We start from the raw sequence: 19,770 nt of genomic DNA on the forward strand, positions 1-19,770 counted from the left end.
CCCCCTTTTGTCAGTTCCGAAGTGGCTTGCCTTTGACGAGCATATGTTGCATCCGTTGCTGCGATTTCGGTTCCCCGATGAGGCTTAGGAACGCCTCGCGCTCGATGTCGAGGAAGTACTGCTCGTCGACCATCGTGCCGTATGCCAAATCGCCGCCGCTGATGACGTGGGCAAGTTTTTTCGCAATCTTCAAATCGTGTTCAGAGATATAGCCACCGTAGAACATCTCGTACGCCGCGAGTTCGAGCGTCGCTTTCCCCGTTTGACCAACGACCGGCAACTTCTCACGAACCGGTGCGGTATAGCCGTCAGCGAGACCGAGTACCGTCTGTTTCGCATCGAACGTCAAGTGGTCGCGGTTCATCGAGATTCCGTCGACCGGACGGTGATAGCCGAGCGCTTTCGCGTCATAGGCCGACTTCGATACTTTCGCCATGGCAATGTTTTCGAACGTCTGTTGCGCCGCTTTCTCGATGTTTTGCATCGACTTCGGCGTCTGCTCGAGGAGTCGACGGTACGTGTTGACGTTTCCGCCCCCACCTGGGATGAGGCCAACACCGACTTCAACGAGACCCATGTATGTCTCGAGCGCCGCCTGCATGCGTGCGGCCGGCAAGCTGATTTCTGTCCCACCTCCGAGTGTCATGCCGTAAGGCGCGACGACGACCGGGCGACCCGCGTAGCGAATCTTCTGGACGACTTGTTGGAACTTGTTGATGATCCAGTCGAGCTCGTACCAGTTCTCGTCTTCCGCTTCCATGAGCATCATCGCGAGGTTGGCGCCGACACAGAAGTTCTTGCCGTCGTTGGCAAGGACAAGTCCTTTGAAGTCGGTCTCGACGAGGTCGATCGACTGTTCAATCATCTGCATGATGTCGACACCGATCGCATTGTTCGGTGACGTGAACTCGAGGGCGACGACGTCGTCGCCGATATCGATGAGGCGGGCCCCACCGTTCTCAAGGACGATGCCGTTCGACTTGGCGAGCGGCGTGAGTTTCACTTCTTTCGGGTTGACGGTCTTCTCAACGTACGTCTGTGACGCTTGGTCGTAATACTGGTCTCCCTTATAGAATGTCGTGTGTCCGGCAGCGAGCATCTCGTCGATCCACGCCGGGACGTCATACCCTTCCGCTTTCATGCGGGCGACCGACTTCTCGACGCCGAGTGCGTCCCACGTCTCGAACGGTCCGAACTTCCAGCCGAAGCCCCACTTCATCGCGTCATCGATGGCGACGATCGAGTCACTGATCTCGCCTGTGAGACGCGCCGAGTAGACGAGCGTCTTCGCCGTGACCGGCCAGAGCAGTTGTCCAATGCGTCCTTTGTTCAAGATGGCGCCTTTCAACTTCGCCTTCGAGCCCGGGAGCGATTTGATTTGGTCGAGCTCCGGACCTGTAATCGCTTTCAATTGTTCGTACTCGAACGTGTGAAGGTTGAGCTCCTGGATGACTCTGCCGTCTTTCTTATAGAAGCCTTGTCCGGCCTTTTGACCGATCCAGCCCTTCTCGACGAGCGTCTTCATTTCAGTTGGGACGTCGAACGTGTCCTTCTCTTCACCTGCGTCGAGCGTCTCATAGACATTGCCGGCGACGTGGACGAACGTGTCGATGCCGACGACGTCGAGCGTGCGGAATGTCGCCGATTTTGGCCGCCCGATGAGCGGTCCGGTGATCGAGTCCATCTCGCCGATCGAGGCGTTCTGTTTGAGCATCTCTTCGAACGTGACGAGGAGTCCGTACGTACCGATGCGGTTACCGATGAAGTTCGGTGTGTCTTTCGCTTCGACGACGCCTTTCCCGAGACGGTCCTCCGCGAAGCGGGCCATGAAGTCGATGACCGGGCGTGCCGTCTGCTCCGTCGGGATGAGTTCGAGCAGTTTCAAATAACGTGGCGGGTTGAAGAAGTGTGTCCCGAGGAAACGTGTCTTCAAGCCTTCCGGCAATACGCTCGCCATCGCCTCGATCGAGATGCCTGACGTGTTCGAGCTGAGAATCGCGTCTTCACGGATGTAAGGAGCGATCTTTTCGAACAGCTGTTGTTTCACGTCGAGCCGTTCGACGACGACCTCGATGACCCAGTCCGCTTCCTTCAAGCGCTCGAGATCATCTTCTAAGTTCCCCACGTCGATGAAGTTCAAATGATCCGCTGTCGCGAGCGGTGCCGGGTTCTGTTTCAATAGCTTCTGACGGTTCTCGGAAGCGATGCGGTTCCGCACTTCTGGTGACTCGAGCGTGAGCCCTTTCGCTTCTTCTTTCGACGTCAATTCACGTGGTACGATGTCGAGCATTAGCGAACGAATCCCCGCGTTCGCCAAGTGAGCCGCAATCCCCGCCCCCATTACTCCTGAACCGATGACGACCGCAAAACGGATGTTACTCGTCAAACGGAGGTCGGCTGATTGTTCGATGTGACTCGTCATATTGTTCCCCCCTCAATGAGAATGAATAGTGATTCATTTCAAGCGTAAAAAAAATCGCAATCACCATCGTGTTTACTCTTCTATCATAAATGAATGACAATTCATTCGCAAGCGTTCATTTTTCAAATTCGTTCCAATTTCGCTCAGGACGATTACATTTTGATGAGTGTGGTATAGACAGAAAGAGTCAATTTGAGAAAGGGGAATGTATACATGAGTGAGAATCGTTTAAACACAGTGGGGAACCGACACGATTTTGAGTCGTTCAAAAAGGACGGCCAAGAGCAGGCCCATCAACCGGGAATCGACTCGAAGATGGAGCCGTTCCCGATCTATGAGCGTGAAGGATATAAAGGAAGCGACAAACTGAAAGACAAAGTGGCCATCATCACAGGCGGCGACTCGGGAATCGGGAAATCGGTCGCCATCTTCTTCGCCCACGAAGGCGCGAACACGGTCATCGTCTATAAAGATCAAAACGAGCTCGAGGACGCCGAGGCGACGAAAGAGCGCATCGAGGAACTCGGGCAGGCCTGCCTCTTGTTGCAAGGAGACATCGGCGATTCGGACTTCTGCCAAGATGTCGTCAAACAGACGCTCGAGACGTTCGGCCACTTGGATATCCTCGTCAATAATGCCGCCGAGCAACATCCACAAGAGTCGCTCCTTGACATCTCGGATGAGCAACTCGAGCAGACGTTCCGGACGAACATCTTCAGCATGTTCTATTTGACGAAAGCCGCCCTTCCATATTTGAACGAAGGCGCGAGCATCATCAATACGACGTCCATCACAGCGTATCAAGGAAACGACCAGTTGATCGATTACTCGTCGACGAAAGGTGCAATCACATCGTTCACGCGTGCGCTCGCGAGCAACCTTGCCGAGAAGAAGATTCGCGTCAACGGTGTCGCACCAGGCCCGATTTGGACACCGCTCATTCCTTCGACGTTCCCGGCAGACAAAGTCGCCTCGTTCGGTGACTCAGCCGAGATGAAACGTCCGGGCCAGCCGGCGGAACTCGCCCCGGCCTATGTCTATCTCGCAAGTGACGATTCGACATACGTCAGCGGGCAAGTCATTCACGTTAACGGTGGAACGGTCGTTAACGGCTAAGAATGTTTGGAGTCTCAGTAATTTACTGAGGCTTCTTTTTGTGCCATGCATCCCGTCGGTGCCCATGCTTTCAGGACGTTGACTGACGCATTTCCCTGACATTGAAAACGAGCAACACCCTCTGTCATTACACATGTACACTAATGCTAACAAGTAAAAATGGAGGCCAATCGATGACAAATCAGCATGACGATGAAGAAGAGTACGACGAAGACATTTTAGAGTTCGACCCGCGTTTTTCCCATGAAGCCAAACTGGAAGTCAATCTGAACGATTCCGGTGTCAATTTCGTCGGCAACGCCGAAGGCTATCTCGCCCTTGCAAGAATGTTCACGTTTTTAGCTGAAACGCATATGTCTATTCGCATGGAAGAAAATCCTTCGCCTGACATAAATACTTCCTATTGGGTATGGTCCATATCATATGACCGATTACATCCGAGATGCGTTCATTCAAAATAAACAGTACCTGTTTACACCAGGCGCCTTGCAAGATGTGAACCCTGAATACGAGAAAGAACTTTTCTTTTGGCTATCCGATCAAATCGGTCCCGATTTTTGGGTGAATGACGACGAGACCAAGAAACAATGACAGGGTACAGTAACGGAATCGTTGTTGTCTTAAGATGTATCCATGCGTTATATGAATTCGACTTAGAAGAATACTCACTTCCAGACGTCGCGCAAAAGAGGAGAATTCATTCATGCGTAATGACACGACCTTCTTTAAAGGACGAATCAGCTTGTTCCTTGTAGCCCCACTCTGTTTCGGTTTAATCGCAGGCTGTTCTTCTACCCAAGACACAGATTATAGTGGGGTTGATCTTCAAGGGCACATTGTAGAGGTGAGTGCTGATAAGTCGATGATGTTAGTTGAAGATCAAAAGCAAGGTCAAATCTGGGTGGATGTGTCTGGCCTGAATGATGAGTTGGAACAGCTGCACAGCCCGGTCGAGATCAACGTCTGGTTAGGCGGTCCCGTCGCGGAAGACCATCTTACTGTAAGGAAGGCCGAACGGATCGACGTCATCAAATAATAGAGAACGCATCAAAAAAGCACGAACGCCCTCGACGGACGTTCGTGCTTTTCTCATTTCTTGACCATTCCTTTTAACACGAACGCGACGTTCGCCGGACGTTCTGCGAGGCGGCGCATGAAGTAGCCGTACCAGTCACGGCCGTATGGCACGTAGACACGGACTTTGTAGCCTTGACGGACGAGCTCGAGTTGACGCTCGACCCGGATGCCATACAGCATTTGGAACTCGAACTGGTCGAGTGGGATATTGTTCAGTTTCACATGCTCGATGATTGCATCGATCATATGGTCGTCATGTGTCGCGATAGAGGCGTAGTTCCCGTTCGCAAGATGGAGTTTGACGAGCTTCAAGTAGTTGTGGTCGACGTCTTCCTTTTCGGGGAATGCGACCGTCGCCGGCTCTTTATATGCCCCTTTGACGATGCGAAGGTTCGGCTTGAGCGGTGCGAGATGGTTGATGTCATCTTCCGAGCGGTACAAGTACGACTGGATGACCGTCCCGAGGCCGTCGAAGTCCGCTTTCAACTTCTTGAACAAGTCGAGCGTCTTCTCGCAGCGCGTCTCGTCTTCCATGTCGATGGCGACGAATACGCCGACTGCTTTCGCCGTCGTCAAGATTTGACGCATGTTGTCTTCAATCAACTCGTCCGAGATGTCGAAGCCGAGTGACGTCAACTTGAGTGACATATAGGCATCAAGCTTCTCTTCTGCCATGATTTCAATCGCCCGGATGATTTCATCGCGGTTCTCGTTCGCTTCCGCGACCGTCGTGATGAACTCTCCTAGATGGTCGACCGTGACCGATAAGCCTTTCGCGTTCAACTCGCGAATCGTCGGCACCGACGTCTTAAAGTCTTCCCCCGCCACAAAGCGCGAAGCCCCGAACCGAAGCCCGTATTTTTTAGCCAAACTGTTGAGTGTTTTGTTTTGAGACATGTAGATAAATCCATCGCGCAACACTTTTTCCATCTGATTTTCCCCCTTACGTTTACACCCATCTATCTCTATGACGATGTCTGAAATTATTATGACATACAAACGTCAATTCGTCTGTAATTTTGTAATCGTTTTCAGGATTTCATTTCCCTCTATTTAGAAAAAACAGACTCCCCGCGGGACGTCCGTTTCAAAGGCCCGTATTCGGTGCCACGTAAAACAAGATGCTGAGGAAAACGAACACGCTTCCCGCCAGCACGAACAGGTGCCAAATCGCATGGTTGAACGGAAGCTTCTGCCATACGTAGAAGATAATCCCGACCGAATAGGCGATCCCGCCGGTCAGGAGCAACATGAAGCCGTTATGACCGAGCGACTCGTACAGTGGACGGATGGCGATGAGACAAATCCAGCCGAGGCCGAGATAGGTCACGTTCGACACCCACATGTATTTGCCCGTCGAGAACAACTTCCAGACGATTCCGAGCACGGCGACACCCCACACGATGCCGAACAACGTCCAACCGAGCGTCCCTTTGAGCGAGACGAGCGCGAACGGCGTATAACTACCGGCAATGAGTAAGTAAATCCCGGCGTGGTCGAACACTTGGAGCACGCGTTTCGCCCGTGGATGCGGAATCGCATGCATGAGTGTCGAGAATAGGTACAGTAAAATCATCGATGCCCCGAACACGCTCACCGCGATGACGTTGCCGGTACTGCCCGTCTCCGTCGCCGTCATGATGAGCAAGACGAGCGCGACGATACTGAAGATGATGCCGAGCCCGTGGGTGATGGCGCTCGCAATCTCTTCCCCAAGCGTATCCGCATGGAGCATCTCTTTTAGTTTCTCTTGTTCCATTCGCGTCCCACCTTCCCATTTATCCCTCTAGTATGGTCATTTCCCGGTTTCAACGCAAATAAAAACATGGGCCGAAGCGACCCATGTTTCGTGATTATGCGACTTCCTTCACCGGAACGTCACATTCCATATTTTGTGCCCGCATCGCTTTCGCGCGCATGTGGAACAAGACGAGCAACGTGATTGTCCCGATTGTAGCGATGACGTACGGGATGACCCCATCCATCTTGAAGCCAATCGGTGCCGTCAAAATGTAGAACCAGACGGCATACAACATGAACGTCCCTGGGATGAGCGCGATATAGTGGTTGCGCCCTTTGATGTACAAGTACATCGCCCCGACGAATAAGGCGATGACCGCCGTCGTCTGGTTGGCCCAGTTGAAGTATTGCCAGAGCATCTGGAAGTCCATGTTCGTGAGCACGTATGAGATCGCGAAGAGCGGAAGTGCGATCCAGAGGCGTGACGAGAATTTCTTCTGCGCGATGCTCATGTAGTCGGCGATAATCATCCGCGCGCTACGGAACGCCGTATCACCTGACGTGATTGGCAAGACGATGACACCGAGGATGGCGAGCGTACCGCCGATGCTGCCGAGCATGAGTGTCGCCACTTCTTGAACGACAAGTGCCGGTGTACCCGTTTGAATCAACCCGAGCAATTCGCCTGGCTCAAAGATGGCCATGGCTGCCGCGGCCCAAATCATGGCGATGACCGCTTCGACGATCATCATGCCGTAGAAGATTTCACGACCATTGCTTTCTTTCATCGTCGTCCGCGAGATAATCGGCGACTGCGTAGCATGGAACCCAGACAACGCTCCACATGAGATTGTGAAGAAGAGGAGCGGCCAGATAGGCAAACCGTCCGGATGCATGTTCGTGAGTGTCATCTCTGGAATCTGATAACCTTGTGTGAACAGGCTGACCGCAATCCCGACGGCACTGATCATGAGGAGCGCCCCGAAGAACGGATAGATGCGTCCGATGATTTTATCGACCGGAAGGAGCGTCGCCAAGATGTAGTAGGCGAACACGGCGAAGATGACGATCGTGAGCGTCGTCGCATTGCCGTCGAACAAGTTGTTGATCATGTTACTCGGTGACGTGACGAATACCGTCCCGACCAAGAGTAAGAGTAAGAGTGCGAAACCGTTGACGACGTGGCGGAGCGAGCGGCCGAGGAACTTCTCAGCGAGCTGCGGCAAGTGCGCCCCGTTGTTACGGAGCGAGATCATGCCCGTCAAATAGTCGTGCACCGCTCCCGCGAAAATCGATCCGAAGACGATCCAGAGGAAAGCGACCGGTCCGTAGAGCGCCCCCATGATCGGTCCGAAAATCGGTCCGACACCAGCGATGTTCAACAGTTGAATCATCGAGTTCCGTTTTTTCCCCATCGGCACGTAATCGATGCCGTCTTGTGACGCATAGGCAGGCGTCGTCCGCTCTTCTTTAATGCCGAACGTCTTCTCGACGTAGCTGCCGTACACTTTGTACCCGACGAATAAAATCGCCAAGGCAATAAAAAATGTAATCATGTGTGCTGTCCCCTTTTGTACATATGTAGCCAATCCCCGTCGGCCCCGAAAAAATGAATCCCGTTGTTTTACACGTATAATGTAAACGCTTACGTGACTGATTATACAGCAGTACCCACTATTTTGTAAGGGGTTTCGTTCACTTTTTTGACACAAAATAAAGCCCTCAAAACTGAGGGCTCGTTCATTGATTAACGAAGGGCCGGGACACCGACATGACCGGCTCCAACCACTTTCGTCTCTTCTTTTATTTGACCGAAGAGTTCACTGACGATCGTCACCGTTTGGCGAAGCTTGAGCGGTTTCGTCACGAGCGTGTACTTGCCGTCTTTGTCCGCTTTCGCTGTCGCGAGCACTTTGTCGCCATCTTTCAGCGTGACCGTCGCGTTCGGCGTCGTCGTGCCCGTCACCGCTTTCGCACCTGGCTTGATCGTGTTCACCGTGAGGGCGAGGTCGACCGCCGCTGTATCAAGGTCGATTGTATACGTGCGGAACAGGCGGTTTGCGTCATCTGCACGTGTCGTCTCGGTCGCTTCGATGCCTTCGTACAAGTCGACGTATTGCTTACCGGCGTCAGCCGTCTCAAACTTGGCTGTCCGTTTCGCGTCGGCGACAATCTTCCAGTTGTCGTCCGCTTTGTATTCGAGCTTGCCAGAGACGATATAGTCCGAGATGACGTTCCGTGTCTCATACGCCGAACGATAAACGATGTTCTTCCCACCACCGAGACCTGGGAACGATGTCGAGCCGGCGCGATAGTTGTTCGTCGCGACGAGGAACTCTTGGTCGAGTGTGATCGGCTTGCCATTGTACTTCACGTTTTTGACGCGGTTCGCATCTTTGTTTTCCTCAATCAGTTTCCCGCCTGCATCGAACTTGGCAGGACCCGTCACGTCGATTTCATACGTGAGACCGTCGAGGATATCGAAGTTGTAGCTGCGGAAATCCAAGTTGAGCAACTCATCGTTCGTATCCGAGACTTGTTTGTACGCCCCGGCTGACATCTCGAGCCAATCCATCACGTCCGCGCCCGTCACTTTGACGACTTCGAGCGTGTTCGGGAAGACGTATAGGTCGGCCACGTTTTTCAATGCGATCGAGCCTTTCGGGATGTTCGTGTAATAGCTCGCGTCCGTCAACTGACGGTTACCCGCCTTGAATGGTGCCCCGGCTGAAAGGATCGGGAGCTCTTTATACGCCGCGAGCTCCGGGTTCGTCGCAAGTTCTCTCTCGACGTACCATTTCTGCGCGTTCGTTACGAACTGGACCGACGCATCGTCACGGACGAGCGCGAAATAGCTTTGGATATCGTCTTGAATCTCACCGACCGGGCGGTTGATGTATTCAATCGTCGCCTTATGGTCCGCATCGATGGGCGAGGCGATCATCGGGTCGACCGGCGTGTCCGCCTTGACCGTGTCGAGTTTCGCGTTCGCATCGAGCACGTTCCATTTGCCGTCGACGAGCTCGAGGTCGAGGTCGATGACCCCGAGGTCTTTCCCTTGGTTGTTCGCCATGACGACCGGCTTGCCGTTGATTGTCCCTTTGTTCATATCCACGTTCGGGAATGAAGTGAACATCCCTTTTGCGTCAGGGAAACGACCGTGCTGGTGACCGGTCATGACCATGTCGAGCCCTTCGATTTTTGTGAGCGTATAGCCGACGTTTTCTTCCCCGTCCGATTGCTCATCCGCGAGTGTCGCACTTTCCCCGATCCCTGAGTGCGCGAGCGCGACGACGACGTCTGCGCCTTGCTCTTTCAATTTGGCGACGGCCGCTTTTGCTGCCGGTACCATATCATCTGCCGTCACCTTGCCTTGGAGGTTCCCTGAATCCCACGACATGATTTTCGGCGGCACGACTCCGAACACACCGACTTTGATCGTATGCGTCTCGCCGTCCCCGTCGACGACTTGGCGTTCGATGATTTGGACTTCTTGTCCGTTCTCGTTGTATTTCGAGACGATCGGCTCGCCCGACAAGTCCTTCACGTTCGAGTTGACAAAGCGAAGCTTGCCTTTCGATCCTTGCATCGCGTCATACAAGAACTGGAGCCCGAAGTTGAACTCGTGGTTCCCGAGTGTGACCGCATCGAACTCGAGTGCCGACATCGCTTGATACATCGGATGTTCGAACGCGCCTGGTGCTTTCTGATGCTGTTCGCGGACGTAATCCCCGAATGGCGTCCCTTGAAGCGTATCCCCGTTGTCGAACAAGAACGTGTTGTCAGTTCCTGCTTCCTCGCGATGTTGTTTGATGAGCGTCGCGACTTTCGTCAACCCGATTGTGTTGTCGACTTTGTCCTGAAAATAGTCGTAGTTCGTGATGTTCGTATGTAAGTCTGTAGTCTCCAAGAAGCGGAGCTTTACAACGTCTTCTGACGCGAGCACGTTCGGTGCGTGGAGCGGTAACGTCGCCGGTAATACGAGCGCTGTCGCAATCGTCCATTTTAAAGCTGTTCTCATATCCATTTCCCCTTTTTCTAAAAATGTCCCAACATCTTTTACTATATCATCAGCTTGTAAACGCAACCATCTGTTTTTTGTAAATTAATCCTCAAATTTCAAATCTAACAAATTCTTTTTCAATTTCTATTTGAGACGGCGTGAGACCGTGATACGATGAGAAAAACAGAACGCTTGTTCGTAAAAAAAGGAGAGGTGGCTATGCGACGTCGGATTTTTTGTATCGACAGCGTCTCATTCTATGCCAGTTGCGAGTGCGCCGCCCGCAAGTTGAACCCGTACAAGACGAAGCTCGTCGTCTTATCAAACCTCCAAGATCACGGCGCCCTCGTCCTCGCCGCGACACCGCCGATGAAACAACTCGGGATCAAGACCGGCTCCCGGCGCTTCCACATCGACCGGTTGCCGTGGCACGAGCGGCGGCACATCATCTACGCCGAGGCCCGGATGAGCCACTATTTGAACGTATCCGTGCAAATCGTCCACATCTTGCATCAGTTCGCACCCCCGGAGGCAATCCGCGTCTACTCGGTCGACGAGACGCTCGTCGACTTGACGGGGACGGAGCGGCTGTTCGGGAACGATGCGCACGTCGCCCGCCTCATCCGCTCGACCGTCTTCCGCTATACCGGCATCCCGGTCACGATCGGCATCGGTCCGAACAACGTCCTCGCCAAGCTCGTCCTAGACTTGCATGGGAAGAAGACGGGTGTCGCCAGCTGTTTCCTCCACGACGTCGAACGATTAATTCACCCGGCCCCGATCGGCAAGATGTGGGGCGTCGGCGCGAAGATGGAAGTCCATCTCCGGCGGCTCGGTATCGACACGATCGGCGACCTCGCCCGCTATCCGCTCGAGACGCTCCATGAGAAGTTTGGCGTCATCGGCGCCGAGCTGTGGCACCACGCCTGGGGCATCGATGAGTCGCCGACAATCCTCCCACCGAGCTCTTTGTTCGGGGCGAAACGGCAGCGGCCCCGGACGATCGGCCACGGCATCACGCTCATGAAAGACTATGCGACGTACGCGGCCATCCGGCTCGTCTTACAGGCCATCGCCGTGGAGGTCGGGATGCGGACGCGGCAGGCCGGACTCGTCGGCGGCAGCGTCCATCTCGGCGTCCGCTACACCCGGACGAGCGAGCGGCGCGGCTTCAGCAAACAAAAAAAGCTCGCCCGCTTCACAGCGGACGAGCGCGAGTTCTTGCCGGTGTTGTTGACGCTCTTCCTCGACGCCTGGGACGAGACGGAGGCGGTTCGTTACGTCTCGGTCGCCCTCGGCAAACTCGAGCCAAGGAGCGACCACGTCCAGCTGTCATTCTTCGAGGACGAGTGGGCCCGGGCACGCCGGTTCGACTTCCTCGACCTCGTCGATAGCTTGAACGTCCGCTTCGGGCGCGGCACGATCCGCCCGGCGTCGAGTTTACTGAAAGACAGTCCGCTCCGTACCCGCCAGCGGTTAATCGGCGGACATAAACAAGGAGGTGAATCGTCATGAGCCAGACCCGATACAAAGACCGCGGTGAATTGAAATGGATCCCTTTCCTCATGCCCGAGCACGTGGCGCTCCTGAAGAAATATTACGCCCACGTCCAAAAGATCGAGCTACCCGATTTGGATGAGCAGTTGCTCTATTTATGGCAGACCGAGCTCGAACGCGCCATCCGTGAAGGGGACGCCGTCGAGCTAACGCTGTTCGATAACGGCATGACCCATACGGTGCGCGGTTACGTCCACGCCATCTATTACGCCGAGCGTGAAGTCGAGCTGTTCGACACCGAGGTGCTTCGCATCCCGTTCGGTCAGATTCTGTCCGTCCGTTAAGACGCGTCAATCGCTGCCTGCGTCGTCTCGAACGTGTCGACGTGGTCAAGGACGCCATAATGCGTGAGCGTCTGGCGCACCGGTGCCGACAAGTGCGCGAAGACGACACGGCGGTCGGCCGCCTTTAACTCGCGGACGACGCGGCGAATCTCTTCGACGGCCGTCACATCGATGACGGGACAGCGGTGGAAGTTGAAGATGAAGACGTCGGGCTCGTCATGGATATGATGCAACACGTGCTCGAACATCTCGATCGCGCCGAAGAAGAGCGGCCCCTCGACGCTGAAGACGACCTGTCCGTCGCGCGTCACGTACCGTTCCGTCTGTTCGCGGACGTCAATCGTATCGGCCATCCGTTTCGCGAACAAGGCGAGCGCACAGATGACCCCTACCTCGACGGCGACGACGAGGTCGACGAACACGGTCAACCCGAGCGTGACGAGCAAAACGAGCGACTCGGCCGACCGATGCTTGAGCATCTCGAAGACGTGGTGCCGCTCCGACATGTTCCAGGCCACGCGCATCAAGATCGGGGCGAGGGCGGCCAATGGGACATAGCTCGCGAGCGGTGCCAACACGAGCACGGCGAGGAGCACCGTCAACCCGTGGATGACGCCGGAGCGGCGGCTGACGGCCCCGGCTTGAATGTTCGTCGCCGTCCGGGCGATGGCGCCGGTCGCCGGAATCCCGCCGAAGAACGGGACGACGACGTTGGCGAGCCCTTGCCCGAACAGTTCCTTGTCCGGGTTCATCTTCGTGCCGGCCATGCCGTCCGCGACCGCACCCGACAATAGCGACTCGAGCGCCCCGAGGAAGGCGATGGCGAACGCCGACGGCATGAGCGTCGCAATCATATCGAGGTCAATCGCGAGCCAGTTGAACTCAGGCAGTCCGCTCGGGATGCCGCCATAGGCACTACCAATCGTCGCGACTTCCCCTGGGATGACAAGACTGACGAAAGTCGGCACGAGCATCGCCATCAAGAGAAGCGGCAATTTGACAGGCAGTTTCGGTACGAGCCAGAGCGTCATGAAACCGACGGCGGCAATGAAGACAGGCCATAGGCTCGCTTCATGTAACGACGTCACGAGCTTCAGTAAATTCTCGTGGAAGTGCGGCGCCTTCTGAAACGAGATGCCGAACAGTTCATCGAGCTGGTCGACGAAGATGACGACGGCGATTCCGGCCGTGAACCCGATGGTGACAGCGCGCGGCATGAAGCGGATGAGTCGTCCGACGCGGAGTACGCTCATGAGGAACAACAGGATCCCCGCGAGGAACGTCGTCACGAGCAGCCCTTCATAGCCGTGCGCGAGCATGACGCCCGAGATAATCGGGATGAAGGCGCCGGTCGGTCCGGCGATTTGGAACGTCGAGCCCCCGAACAGGCTGACGAGGATCCCAGCGATGATGGCCGTGTACAGGCCGTACACCGGTCCGACGCCTGAGGCGATCGCGAACGCCATCGCGAGCGGCACGGCGACGACCCCGACGGTGATCCCGGCCGAGATGTCTTTTTGCCATCCTTGGCGTGATGTCATGAAGTTGTCCATTCTTGCATTCCTTCTTTCCATTATGTCGAAAACGAGTTCAGTGTACGCCTGTCCCCGTCCTTTGTAAACGACTCGGGCGAAACGTTAACATAATCGACAAAACAAAGACGCATCGCGATGGATGCGTCTTCGTTAATTCGTCGGTGCCTCGACGACTTGATCGCCCTCATCCGCATCTTCCCCAAGCAGACGGACGTGACGGCCGAACAACCACATGACGACGAGGTGGGCTTTCGCCTGCGTCTTCGTATAGAACCACCACGGCAGCGCCGGTACGAACTCATGGATGGCGACGAGCCCTTCGTCCGACTCGGGGAGCCGTCTGAACTCGAGTCGGCCTGTCTTGTCATCCTCACTCAACTTCGCGAACAAGCCGCCATCGATTTCATAAGAGGCCATATCGTCCGTCGCCTCGTCTTCGAGCGACAGATGAAGCGCGACGAGTGACGGTCGCAGGAGCGCAATCTCCCAATCATCGTCTTCTTTCGTCGTCTGGATGAGCGGATAGGCGAGACGGCCGAGCCACTCGAAGTAAGTGTCGGCCATCCATAGCGCCGATTTGTTATCCGGCAGACCGAACCGTTGAATCGAGCGGACGGTATACTGTTGCGGCGCTTTTTTCTTCTTGCTGCCGCCCGACTTCTGTTTCTCTTCTTCCTCGAGCGCGTGCTCGACCGCTTCCTTGAACGGGATTTCCCCTTGTTTGACGCCGGTCGTGTCTTTCGCGACCATGGCGTGACCCATGCTCTCGACGAGCGGATAGACGGTGTCTTTCGGTTCACCCGTCACGGCCATGACCCACAATCGCGACAGTTTGATCGTCGGGAACGGGAAGTCGATCATGACGCGACGTTTGCCCATGACGTCAGCCGTATCTTCAATCATCTTGCGATACGTCATCACTTCCGGTCCACCGATATCGATATGATGGTCGTACAGCGCCTCGGCCCCGACGACCGAGATGAGCGCCTGGACGGCTTCACGCAAATCGATTGGATGCGTCTCCGTCTTCGTCCAGTTCGGAAGAATCATGACCGGCAAGCGTTTGACGAGCTTCGCGAGAATCGGGAACGACGAGCCCTCCGGACCGATGATGAGCCCGGCCCGAATCGTCGTCACCGGCACGCCTTGCCCACCGAGAATCCGTTCGACCTCGAGCCGGCTCTTCAAGTGACGGGACAACGTCTTCGACTCTTTCGGAATGATTCCGCTCAAATAGACAATCTGTTCGATGTCATTCGCTTTCGTCGCCCGGGCGAAGTTGTCAGCGATGAGCGCATCCATGTCTTCGAACCTTGCCTGCGTCAGCCCGCCGTCCGGAATCATCGAGTGGACGAGGAACATGGCGTAATCTGCCCCTTCGCACGCCTCGCGTGTCTGTTCATACGAGAACAAATCGCACGACCGCCACGTGATATGTTCCTCATCTTCCTTGTTTTTCGTCGAGCGGGACAAGGCGATGATGTCATATTCTTCTTTTAAGTGGTCCATCACGTTAGAGCCGATATAGCCGCTCGCGCCCGCGATGACGATGGTTTTCCGCATAGTGGTCACTCTCCCCTTTGTTTACACATAGAGGTACTGTACCCGTCTTGGGCTGAGGTTAAATCAGTCCCGCGCCCTACAGTATGTACTGGAAATTTATGTAAACTAGACTCAACTACAGGCGGAGGAGGAATGGCTATGGGATTTTGGTATTTCTTGATGCTATTGATCGGTGGATGGCTCGTGATTCGGGGCCTATTCAAAAAGAACACGAACGGACTGATCCGGTTCGGTACTCTCATCATTGGAGGTCTGTTGATCGCACTCGGCTTGTTCATGTTCCAAGACGGAAGTGATGCGATTGTCGCGGATTTGTTTAACTTATAGTGAGATACAAAATCTACAAATTGAGTTCATGGTGGATTAGCATGATAATGAGTCGAACCTTCTCAACCTAGTTCGACTCGTTTCATGCCTTCAGTCTCCAGTTGATTTCAATTTTTTTGATTCTTACTTTAGCACATAACTAAATTAGTGTGGCAATATTGTTAAATCTAGATTAAGAGAACAATAGATATTTTATAGTTGTTGGATCTTGTCAATCTCATATTGTAAAACCGAAGGAATCCGTTCCCGAGGAATAGTTTTAACGAAACGAACTAAATCCTCATCCTCTAAGTCACTAGGGATTATTTTTTTTATCTTGTTAATAGTTGAAGCAGGTAACCCTAAATCGATTAATAACGAGAGTTCTTCTTCTACCCCATCATTTTCTAAAATTGAAGCGAACGATAAATAGTCGCCACCGTAACTAAGCCCAATTTTCATACAAACCAATTTTTGTAATGAATCCATTACATTTAACCACTTCGGTACTTTATAAGAAATCCAATGTCTTTTTTCACGAAAAACATTTTCAATAGCTGCATCTGTAACTTTTTGTGAACTCCAATTTACGTGCTTTTTTTCTAAATAATCTATTTCTTCTTTAATCAATTCACTTACACTCTTATTTAGATGTTTGTAAATTGAAACAGGCAATTTTTTTAATGTCATGGGAAATGTGGTTTCAGTTGGTTTTAAGAGGTTGTTCCATGCCAAATCTAACAAAAAACTTAATTGTTTATATGTGGGTAAACCACTCCAAATAATATTATTTGGATGAACTCTAATTTCTGTTTCTAATTGCCTAATTATTTCTTTTTGGCCTTCTACTGAAACTGAATTTTTTTTGATTATTTTTAAATAATCTTCATCAAAATCGTTTAGTTCGTCGTATCTTTCAATATGTTGAGCGTGAACTTGTTCTCTTTCAAAATTAATAAGTATTTCATCATTTATTATCTTTTGATCGTGAAACGGAATGTCTAGCTCAATTAGTTCTGTAGTAGGTGGATTATCAAAAACATATACTCTCCCCGTATAATGCTGAAGTAACCTTCCAGCTCTACCTTTTATATTAGAAAAATCAAAGAAATCTAATTCATTAGGTCCTTTATAATTATCAAAAATAAAGACATTTTTAGCAGAGGTGTTTACCCCTTCAATTATAGTTGACGTACAAAATAATACATTTAGTTTCCCTTCATTAAAATATTCAATCATCGTATGGACTAAATGTTTAGGAATTATACCTGAGTGTACGCCAATTTTATTTTTTATCAGGCCATTAAATCCCCAATTAGGACTTAAATTTTCTTCAATCCATTCATTTAATGGTAAATATTGCTCTATCTTTAATAAATCGTTGTGTACTAAATAATCAAAGTATCCCTTGGCTAAATTATAGGCACGACCTGGTGAAGAAACATAAATTATTGATTGTTCTGTACTTGCATTCAGTAACTCGAAAAGTTTCTCTTCCTTTTCTTTTTGCTGTTTTCTTACTCCTGTGGCTTGATAACTTATATTTATGTGTTCAATTTGAGAATTCACAAGTGAATATTGAGTTTTATAAAATAATGCGTTGTATCGTTCTTTAAATCCTTCTGGAATATAATCGATGTTAGGACCTATAAAATAGAATGTAGGATTAAAATCTAATACTTTCTTTAAAGCAATGTTTAGTACATCCGACCTTTCATCATCTCTTAATGAACTCAATTTATAAAACTCGTCTAAAACGAAATAATCAATTTTTGGTAAACCATCATATTCTAAAACTCTTTCGGCAGTCAGTATAAATATATTTTTATCACCTAATATCTGTGAGGTATTAACGATTATCTTATAACTATTATTAAATATTTTTAACTTTATTCTGGTTTCATTAATTAACGCCAAAGTGGGCTGTATTATTAGAATGTTTTCATATTTATTTGAAGCTATTATCTCTTGAATTAATAAGCTTTTTCCAAAGCTAGTAGGGGCACTCACAATCAAATTTCTACCCTGTGCAATTAGATTTAATAAGTATTTTTGCTCTTTATGTAAAGTAATACCTTGCAGTTTCTTTGAGGAATGAAACGCACTTCTAATTTCAGAGGTAATGTCCATCTCACTATTTTTCTCAACAATTTTTAACAAGTACGGATAAAAACCAGCACTTTCAATTAAATCAATCCATATTTGTTTGGTAGATTCTTCGACCTTGTCCCAAATTTCTAATATATTGATAATTATCTCGTTAGCCTGAATTTGTTGCTCTTCTTTAATCTGTGAAACGTATTTTGCTAATGAAAAACTATCTTCAAAATCTAAGTGTTCTATATCTAGTAGATCCTGGGGATTCCAATTCATTTCGCTCAACCTCCTAATGATTGAAGTTGTTTTAACTTGTGGTGCAACATTCTAATTAATTTCTTTTTGCTTTCTAGAGGAACTAAAATAACAATAATGTTTAAATGATCGTTCCATGGATGATTGATTTTTTTTGTGAGAAATCTCTGATTTAACCTTGTAATCTCGTCTGTGTAAACTTGCTCAAATTCACTATCATTACTGTATTTAGAAAAAACATTAGATTCAAATGCACAGAACATAGGTATTACAATATTATCTAACTTATCACCTAACTTTGTGTATGTATTTAACAAACTAATCCAGTGGTTAGGTGAAAGCCCTGCTTCTTCTAGATTAACTTCTGTGTCTTTAATTCTTTTTGAAATAATGTTAAATTCACTTTCAAGATAATTCCCATTAAAATGTTCATGGAGATCTTCTATTAATGCGTCTATTCCTCTTCTTCCATCTGTATATATCTTAGATTCACCAAGCCATAAAGTATTTTCCTCAGAATTTATATGTACTGAATCAAAACCATGAACCGCATGTCCATACGAATCTTTAAAATAAATCTTTGCGACTAGGGGAGTAGTATGAAAAACATACTTTAGAATAAAATGAAGTATTAATTCACCAAATTCGCCCCTTTTTAAATACTTGTCAGGTATATCATCATCAAAGTGATCATCGTTTAAATACGTTTCAGCTGCTTTTTCATATGCATCAATTTTGTAGATAGAATTTGCTGCATCAATCAATATCCTCAAAATATTTTCTTGGGGGATAGTCACACCTTGATGATAACCTAATGCAAAGCTTGGTATTTCCTCTGTTAACAACTGAACAAACTTCTCAAGTAATTGATTTATATCGCCATTTTCGTCAATATCGAAATCAATAAAATAAGAGTGCAAATTAGCTTCATTAACTTTACATGACAAAATATTAGTTACTTCTATCACCCTGCTCACAAAATTACCCTCTTTTTAAATTTATTTTTATTAAAAATAGCATTCTAAATGAACGAAAAATCGCTCAGGAACAAGTAAAGAAAAAGAAAAAAATAAAAATTTTAATTCGTAAATTAAATTTCCATATTTTTAAGACCGACTTTACCATAACAAATTTTCCCACATATAAAAGTAGTAATCAATAGATGATGAATAGTACATAACAGTATTGATGCATTATTAAAATTTAAACATATTGTTTAATATCAAATAAAATTAATAAAAAACAAATAAATAGATGCCAAGACCTTTAATATGTTCAGGTCTTAGTATCTATTTAAATTCATGACATAGAAGGGAGACGGCGAGAGTCGAACCGCGTCCGAAGGGCATTCAAATGTTTCTACATGTATAGTTTATCGATCAAGTCTCAATGTGACACTACCTATAAACAGGTGTTATCACATCCAGGTGGAGGGCTAGTGATTCGCAGCCTATTAAAAAACATGAGCGAACTTATGCGGTTGGTTCGCCACACTTATGATCGGTGGTTTGTTAATCGCACTTGGACTGTTCATATTCCAAGATGGAAGTGATGCGATTCTTGCAGATATGTTCAACTTATGGTGAGAATCAAATTGCACCTGATCAGCAATAGGAGAAACAAGAAAAGAGGGCCACCTATGCATAAAACACGCACGGATGACCCTCTTCATTTAGCTAAAGTGTATGTGTGTAATGCAAAATAGGAGTGCAGAAGTGTGCAACGGAAACGTACACAACTCTGCACTCCTATTTTTGAAAAGAAAAAGGACTTGCCAGCAATCATAATCTCACCCTAACGTTTAAGTTGCGACAC

General features: G+C 49.9%; 15 protein-coding genes. 6 read left to right on the plus strand and 9 right to left on the minus strand.

Going from position 1 to position 19,770, the window contains the following annotated elements; genetic code table 11:
- Positions 1-10 precede the first annotated feature (10 nt).
- Positions 11-2,422 carry a 3-hydroxyacyl-CoA dehydrogenase/enoyl-CoA hydratase family protein gene (locus KNP80_RS02415; RefSeq protein WP_214831974.1) on the minus strand — a complete coding sequence of 804 codons (2,412 nt, stop codon included), beginning with the start codon at positions 2,420-2,422 and terminating at the stop codon, positions 11-13.
- A gap of 213 nt (positions 2,423-2,635) precedes the next feature.
- Between KNP80_RS02415 and KNP80_RS02420 the strand changes: the two genes are divergently transcribed.
- The 3 genes from KNP80_RS02420 to KNP80_RS02430 all read left to right on the plus strand — a co-directional run bounded on the left by KNP80_RS02420 (position 2,636) and on the right by KNP80_RS02430 (position 4,574).
- Entirely contained in the window at positions 2,636-3,538 is a 903-nt protein-coding gene (locus KNP80_RS02420) for an SDR family oxidoreductase (protein ID WP_214717667.1), read from the plus strand.
- Positions 3,539-3,711: 173 nt separating this feature from the next.
- The gene (locus tag KNP80_RS02425; RefSeq protein ID WP_251128814.1) at positions 3,712-3,999 is read left to right on the plus strand and encodes a hypothetical protein; all 288 of its coding nucleotides are present in this window, start codon (positions 3,712-3,714) and stop codon (positions 3,997-3,999) included.
- Positions 4,000-4,400: 401 nt separating this feature from the next.
- Positions 4,401-4,574 carry a hypothetical protein gene (locus tag KNP80_RS02430; RefSeq protein ID WP_214831975.1) on the plus strand — a complete coding sequence of 58 codons (174 nt, stop codon included), beginning with the start codon at positions 4,401-4,403 and terminating at the stop codon, positions 4,572-4,574.
- Between the two features lie 53 nt (positions 4,575-4,627).
- On the opposite strand, the gene KNP80_RS02435 is transcribed toward KNP80_RS02430, so the two are convergent.
- From KNP80_RS02435 to KNP80_RS02450, 4 genes are all read right to left on the minus strand, one after another.
- Positions 4,628-5,545 carry a proline dehydrogenase family protein gene (locus KNP80_RS02435; protein ID WP_214831976.1) on the minus strand — a complete coding sequence of 306 codons (918 nt, stop codon included), beginning with the start codon at positions 5,543-5,545 and terminating at the stop codon, positions 4,628-4,630.
- A 157-nt stretch (positions 5,546-5,702) separates the two neighbouring features.
- On the minus strand, positions 5,703-6,374 hold the full coding sequence (gene trhA, locus KNP80_RS02440; RefSeq protein WP_214831977.1) for a PAQR family membrane homeostasis protein TrhA: 672 nt from the start codon (positions 6,372-6,374) through the stop codon (positions 5,703-5,705).
- A gap of 94 nt (positions 6,375-6,468) precedes the next feature.
- Positions 6,469-7,911, minus strand: coding sequence for a carbon starvation CstA family protein (locus KNP80_RS02445; protein WP_214831978.1), 1,443 nt, complete (start codon positions 7,909-7,911; stop codon positions 6,469-6,471).
- Between the two features lie 191 nt (positions 7,912-8,102).
- On the minus strand, positions 8,103-10,376 hold the full coding sequence (locus KNP80_RS02450) for a bifunctional 2',3'-cyclic-nucleotide 2'-phosphodiesterase/3'-nucleotidase (RefSeq protein WP_214831979.1): 2,274 nt from the start codon (positions 10,374-10,376) through the stop codon (positions 8,103-8,105).
- A 201-nt stretch (positions 10,377-10,577) separates the two neighbouring features.
- On the opposite strand from KNP80_RS02450, the gene KNP80_RS02455 reads away from it, so the two are divergent.
- The gene (locus KNP80_RS02455; RefSeq protein WP_214831980.1) at positions 10,578-11,873 is read left to right on the plus strand and encodes a Y-family DNA polymerase; all 1,296 of its coding nucleotides are present in this window, start codon (positions 10,578-10,580) and stop codon (positions 11,871-11,873) included.
- Positions 11,870-12,199, plus strand: coding sequence for a YolD-like family protein (locus tag KNP80_RS02460; RefSeq protein WP_021065472.1), 330 nt, complete (start codon positions 11,870-11,872; stop codon positions 12,197-12,199). Before KNP80_RS02455 ends, KNP80_RS02460 begins: the two co-directional genes overlap by 4 nt.
- Here KNP80_RS02460 and KNP80_RS02465 read toward each other — a convergent pair.
- Both KNP80_RS02465 and KNP80_RS02470 read right to left on the minus strand, forming a co-directional pair.
- Entirely contained in the window at positions 12,196-13,740 is a 1,545-nt protein-coding gene (locus KNP80_RS02465; protein ID WP_251128815.1) for a SulP family inorganic anion transporter, read from the minus strand. The genes KNP80_RS02460 and KNP80_RS02465 overlap by 4 nt on opposite strands.
- A 144-nt stretch (positions 13,741-13,884) precedes the next feature.
- Positions 13,885-15,297 (minus strand): NAD-dependent epimerase/dehydratase family protein, encoded by a 1,413-nt coding sequence (locus KNP80_RS02470; RefSeq protein ID WP_214831983.1) that lies wholly within the window; start codon positions 15,295-15,297, stop codon positions 13,885-13,887.
- A gap of 138 nt (positions 15,298-15,435) precedes the next feature.
- Between KNP80_RS02470 and KNP80_RS02475 the strand changes: the two genes are divergently transcribed.
- Positions 15,436-15,624 (plus strand): hypothetical protein, encoded by a 189-nt coding sequence (locus KNP80_RS02475; RefSeq protein WP_214831985.1) that lies wholly within the window; start codon positions 15,436-15,438, stop codon positions 15,622-15,624.
- Positions 15,625-15,816: 192 nt separating this feature from the next.
- Here the strand turns inward: KNP80_RS02475 and KNP80_RS02480 are convergent, their stop codons facing one another.
- The gene (locus KNP80_RS02480) at positions 15,817-17,976 is read right to left on the minus strand and encodes a DEAD/DEAH box helicase (RefSeq protein ID WP_214833516.1); all 2,160 of its coding nucleotides are present in this window, start codon (positions 17,974-17,976) and stop codon (positions 15,817-15,819) included.
- 5 nt (positions 17,977-17,981) lie between these two features.
- On the minus strand, positions 17,982-18,932 hold the full coding sequence (locus KNP80_RS02485) for a HamA C-terminal domain-containing protein (protein WP_214831989.1): 951 nt from the start codon (positions 18,930-18,932) through the stop codon (positions 17,982-17,984).
- Positions 18,933-19,770 lie beyond the last annotated feature (838 nt).

Source organism: Exiguobacterium sp. E4787 (assembly GCF_018618375.1).
Lineage (GTDB): Bacteria > Bacillota > Bacilli > Exiguobacteriales > Exiguobacteriaceae > Exiguobacterium > Exiguobacterium chiriqhucha.

Coding starts and splice junctions, on each gene's coding strand:
- trhA (WP_214831977.1), bottom strand. CDS start 6,374: ATGGAACAAGAGAAACTAAAAGAGATGCTCCATGCGGATACGCTTGGG.
- KNP80_RS02425 (WP_251128814.1), top strand. CDS start 3,712: ATGACAAATCAGCATGACGATGAAGAAGAGTACGACGAAGACATTTTA.
- KNP80_RS02415 (WP_214831974.1), bottom strand. CDS start 2,422: ATGACGAGTCACATCGAACAATCAGCCGACCTCCGTTTGACGAGTAAC.
- KNP80_RS02435 (WP_214831976.1), bottom strand. CDS start 5,545: ATGGAAAAAGTGTTGCGCGATGGATTTATCTACATGTCTCAAAACAAA.
- KNP80_RS02480 (WP_214833516.1), bottom strand. CDS start 17,976: ATGAATTGGAATCCCCAGGATCTACTAGATATAGAACACTTAGATTTT.
- KNP80_RS02470 (WP_214831983.1), bottom strand. CDS start 15,297: ATGCGGAAAACCATCGTCATCGCGGGCGCGAGCGGCTATATCGGCTCT.
- KNP80_RS02430 (WP_214831975.1), top strand. CDS start 4,401: ATGATGTTAGTTGAAGATCAAAAGCAAGGTCAAATCTGGGTGGATGTG.
- KNP80_RS02445 (WP_214831978.1), bottom strand. CDS start 7,911: ATGATTACATTTTTTATTGCCTTGGCGATTTTATTCGTCGGGTACAAA.
- KNP80_RS02475 (WP_214831985.1), top strand. CDS start 15,436: ATGGGATTTTGGTATTTCTTGATGCTATTGATCGGTGGATGGCTCGTG.
- KNP80_RS02420 (WP_214717667.1), top strand. CDS start 2,636: ATGAGTGAGAATCGTTTAAACACAGTGGGGAACCGACACGATTTTGAG.
- KNP80_RS02450 (WP_214831979.1), bottom strand. CDS start 10,376: ATGAGAACAGCTTTAAAATGGACGATTGCGACAGCGCTCGTATTACCG.
- KNP80_RS02465 (WP_251128815.1), bottom strand. CDS start 13,740: ATGACATCACGCCAAGGATGGCAAAAAGACATCTCGGCCGGGATCACC.
- KNP80_RS02460 (WP_021065472.1), top strand. CDS start 11,870: ATGAGCCAGACCCGATACAAAGACCGCGGTGAATTGAAATGGATCCCT.
- KNP80_RS02455 (WP_214831980.1), top strand. CDS start 10,578: ATGCGACGTCGGATTTTTTGTATCGACAGCGTCTCATTCTATGCCAGT.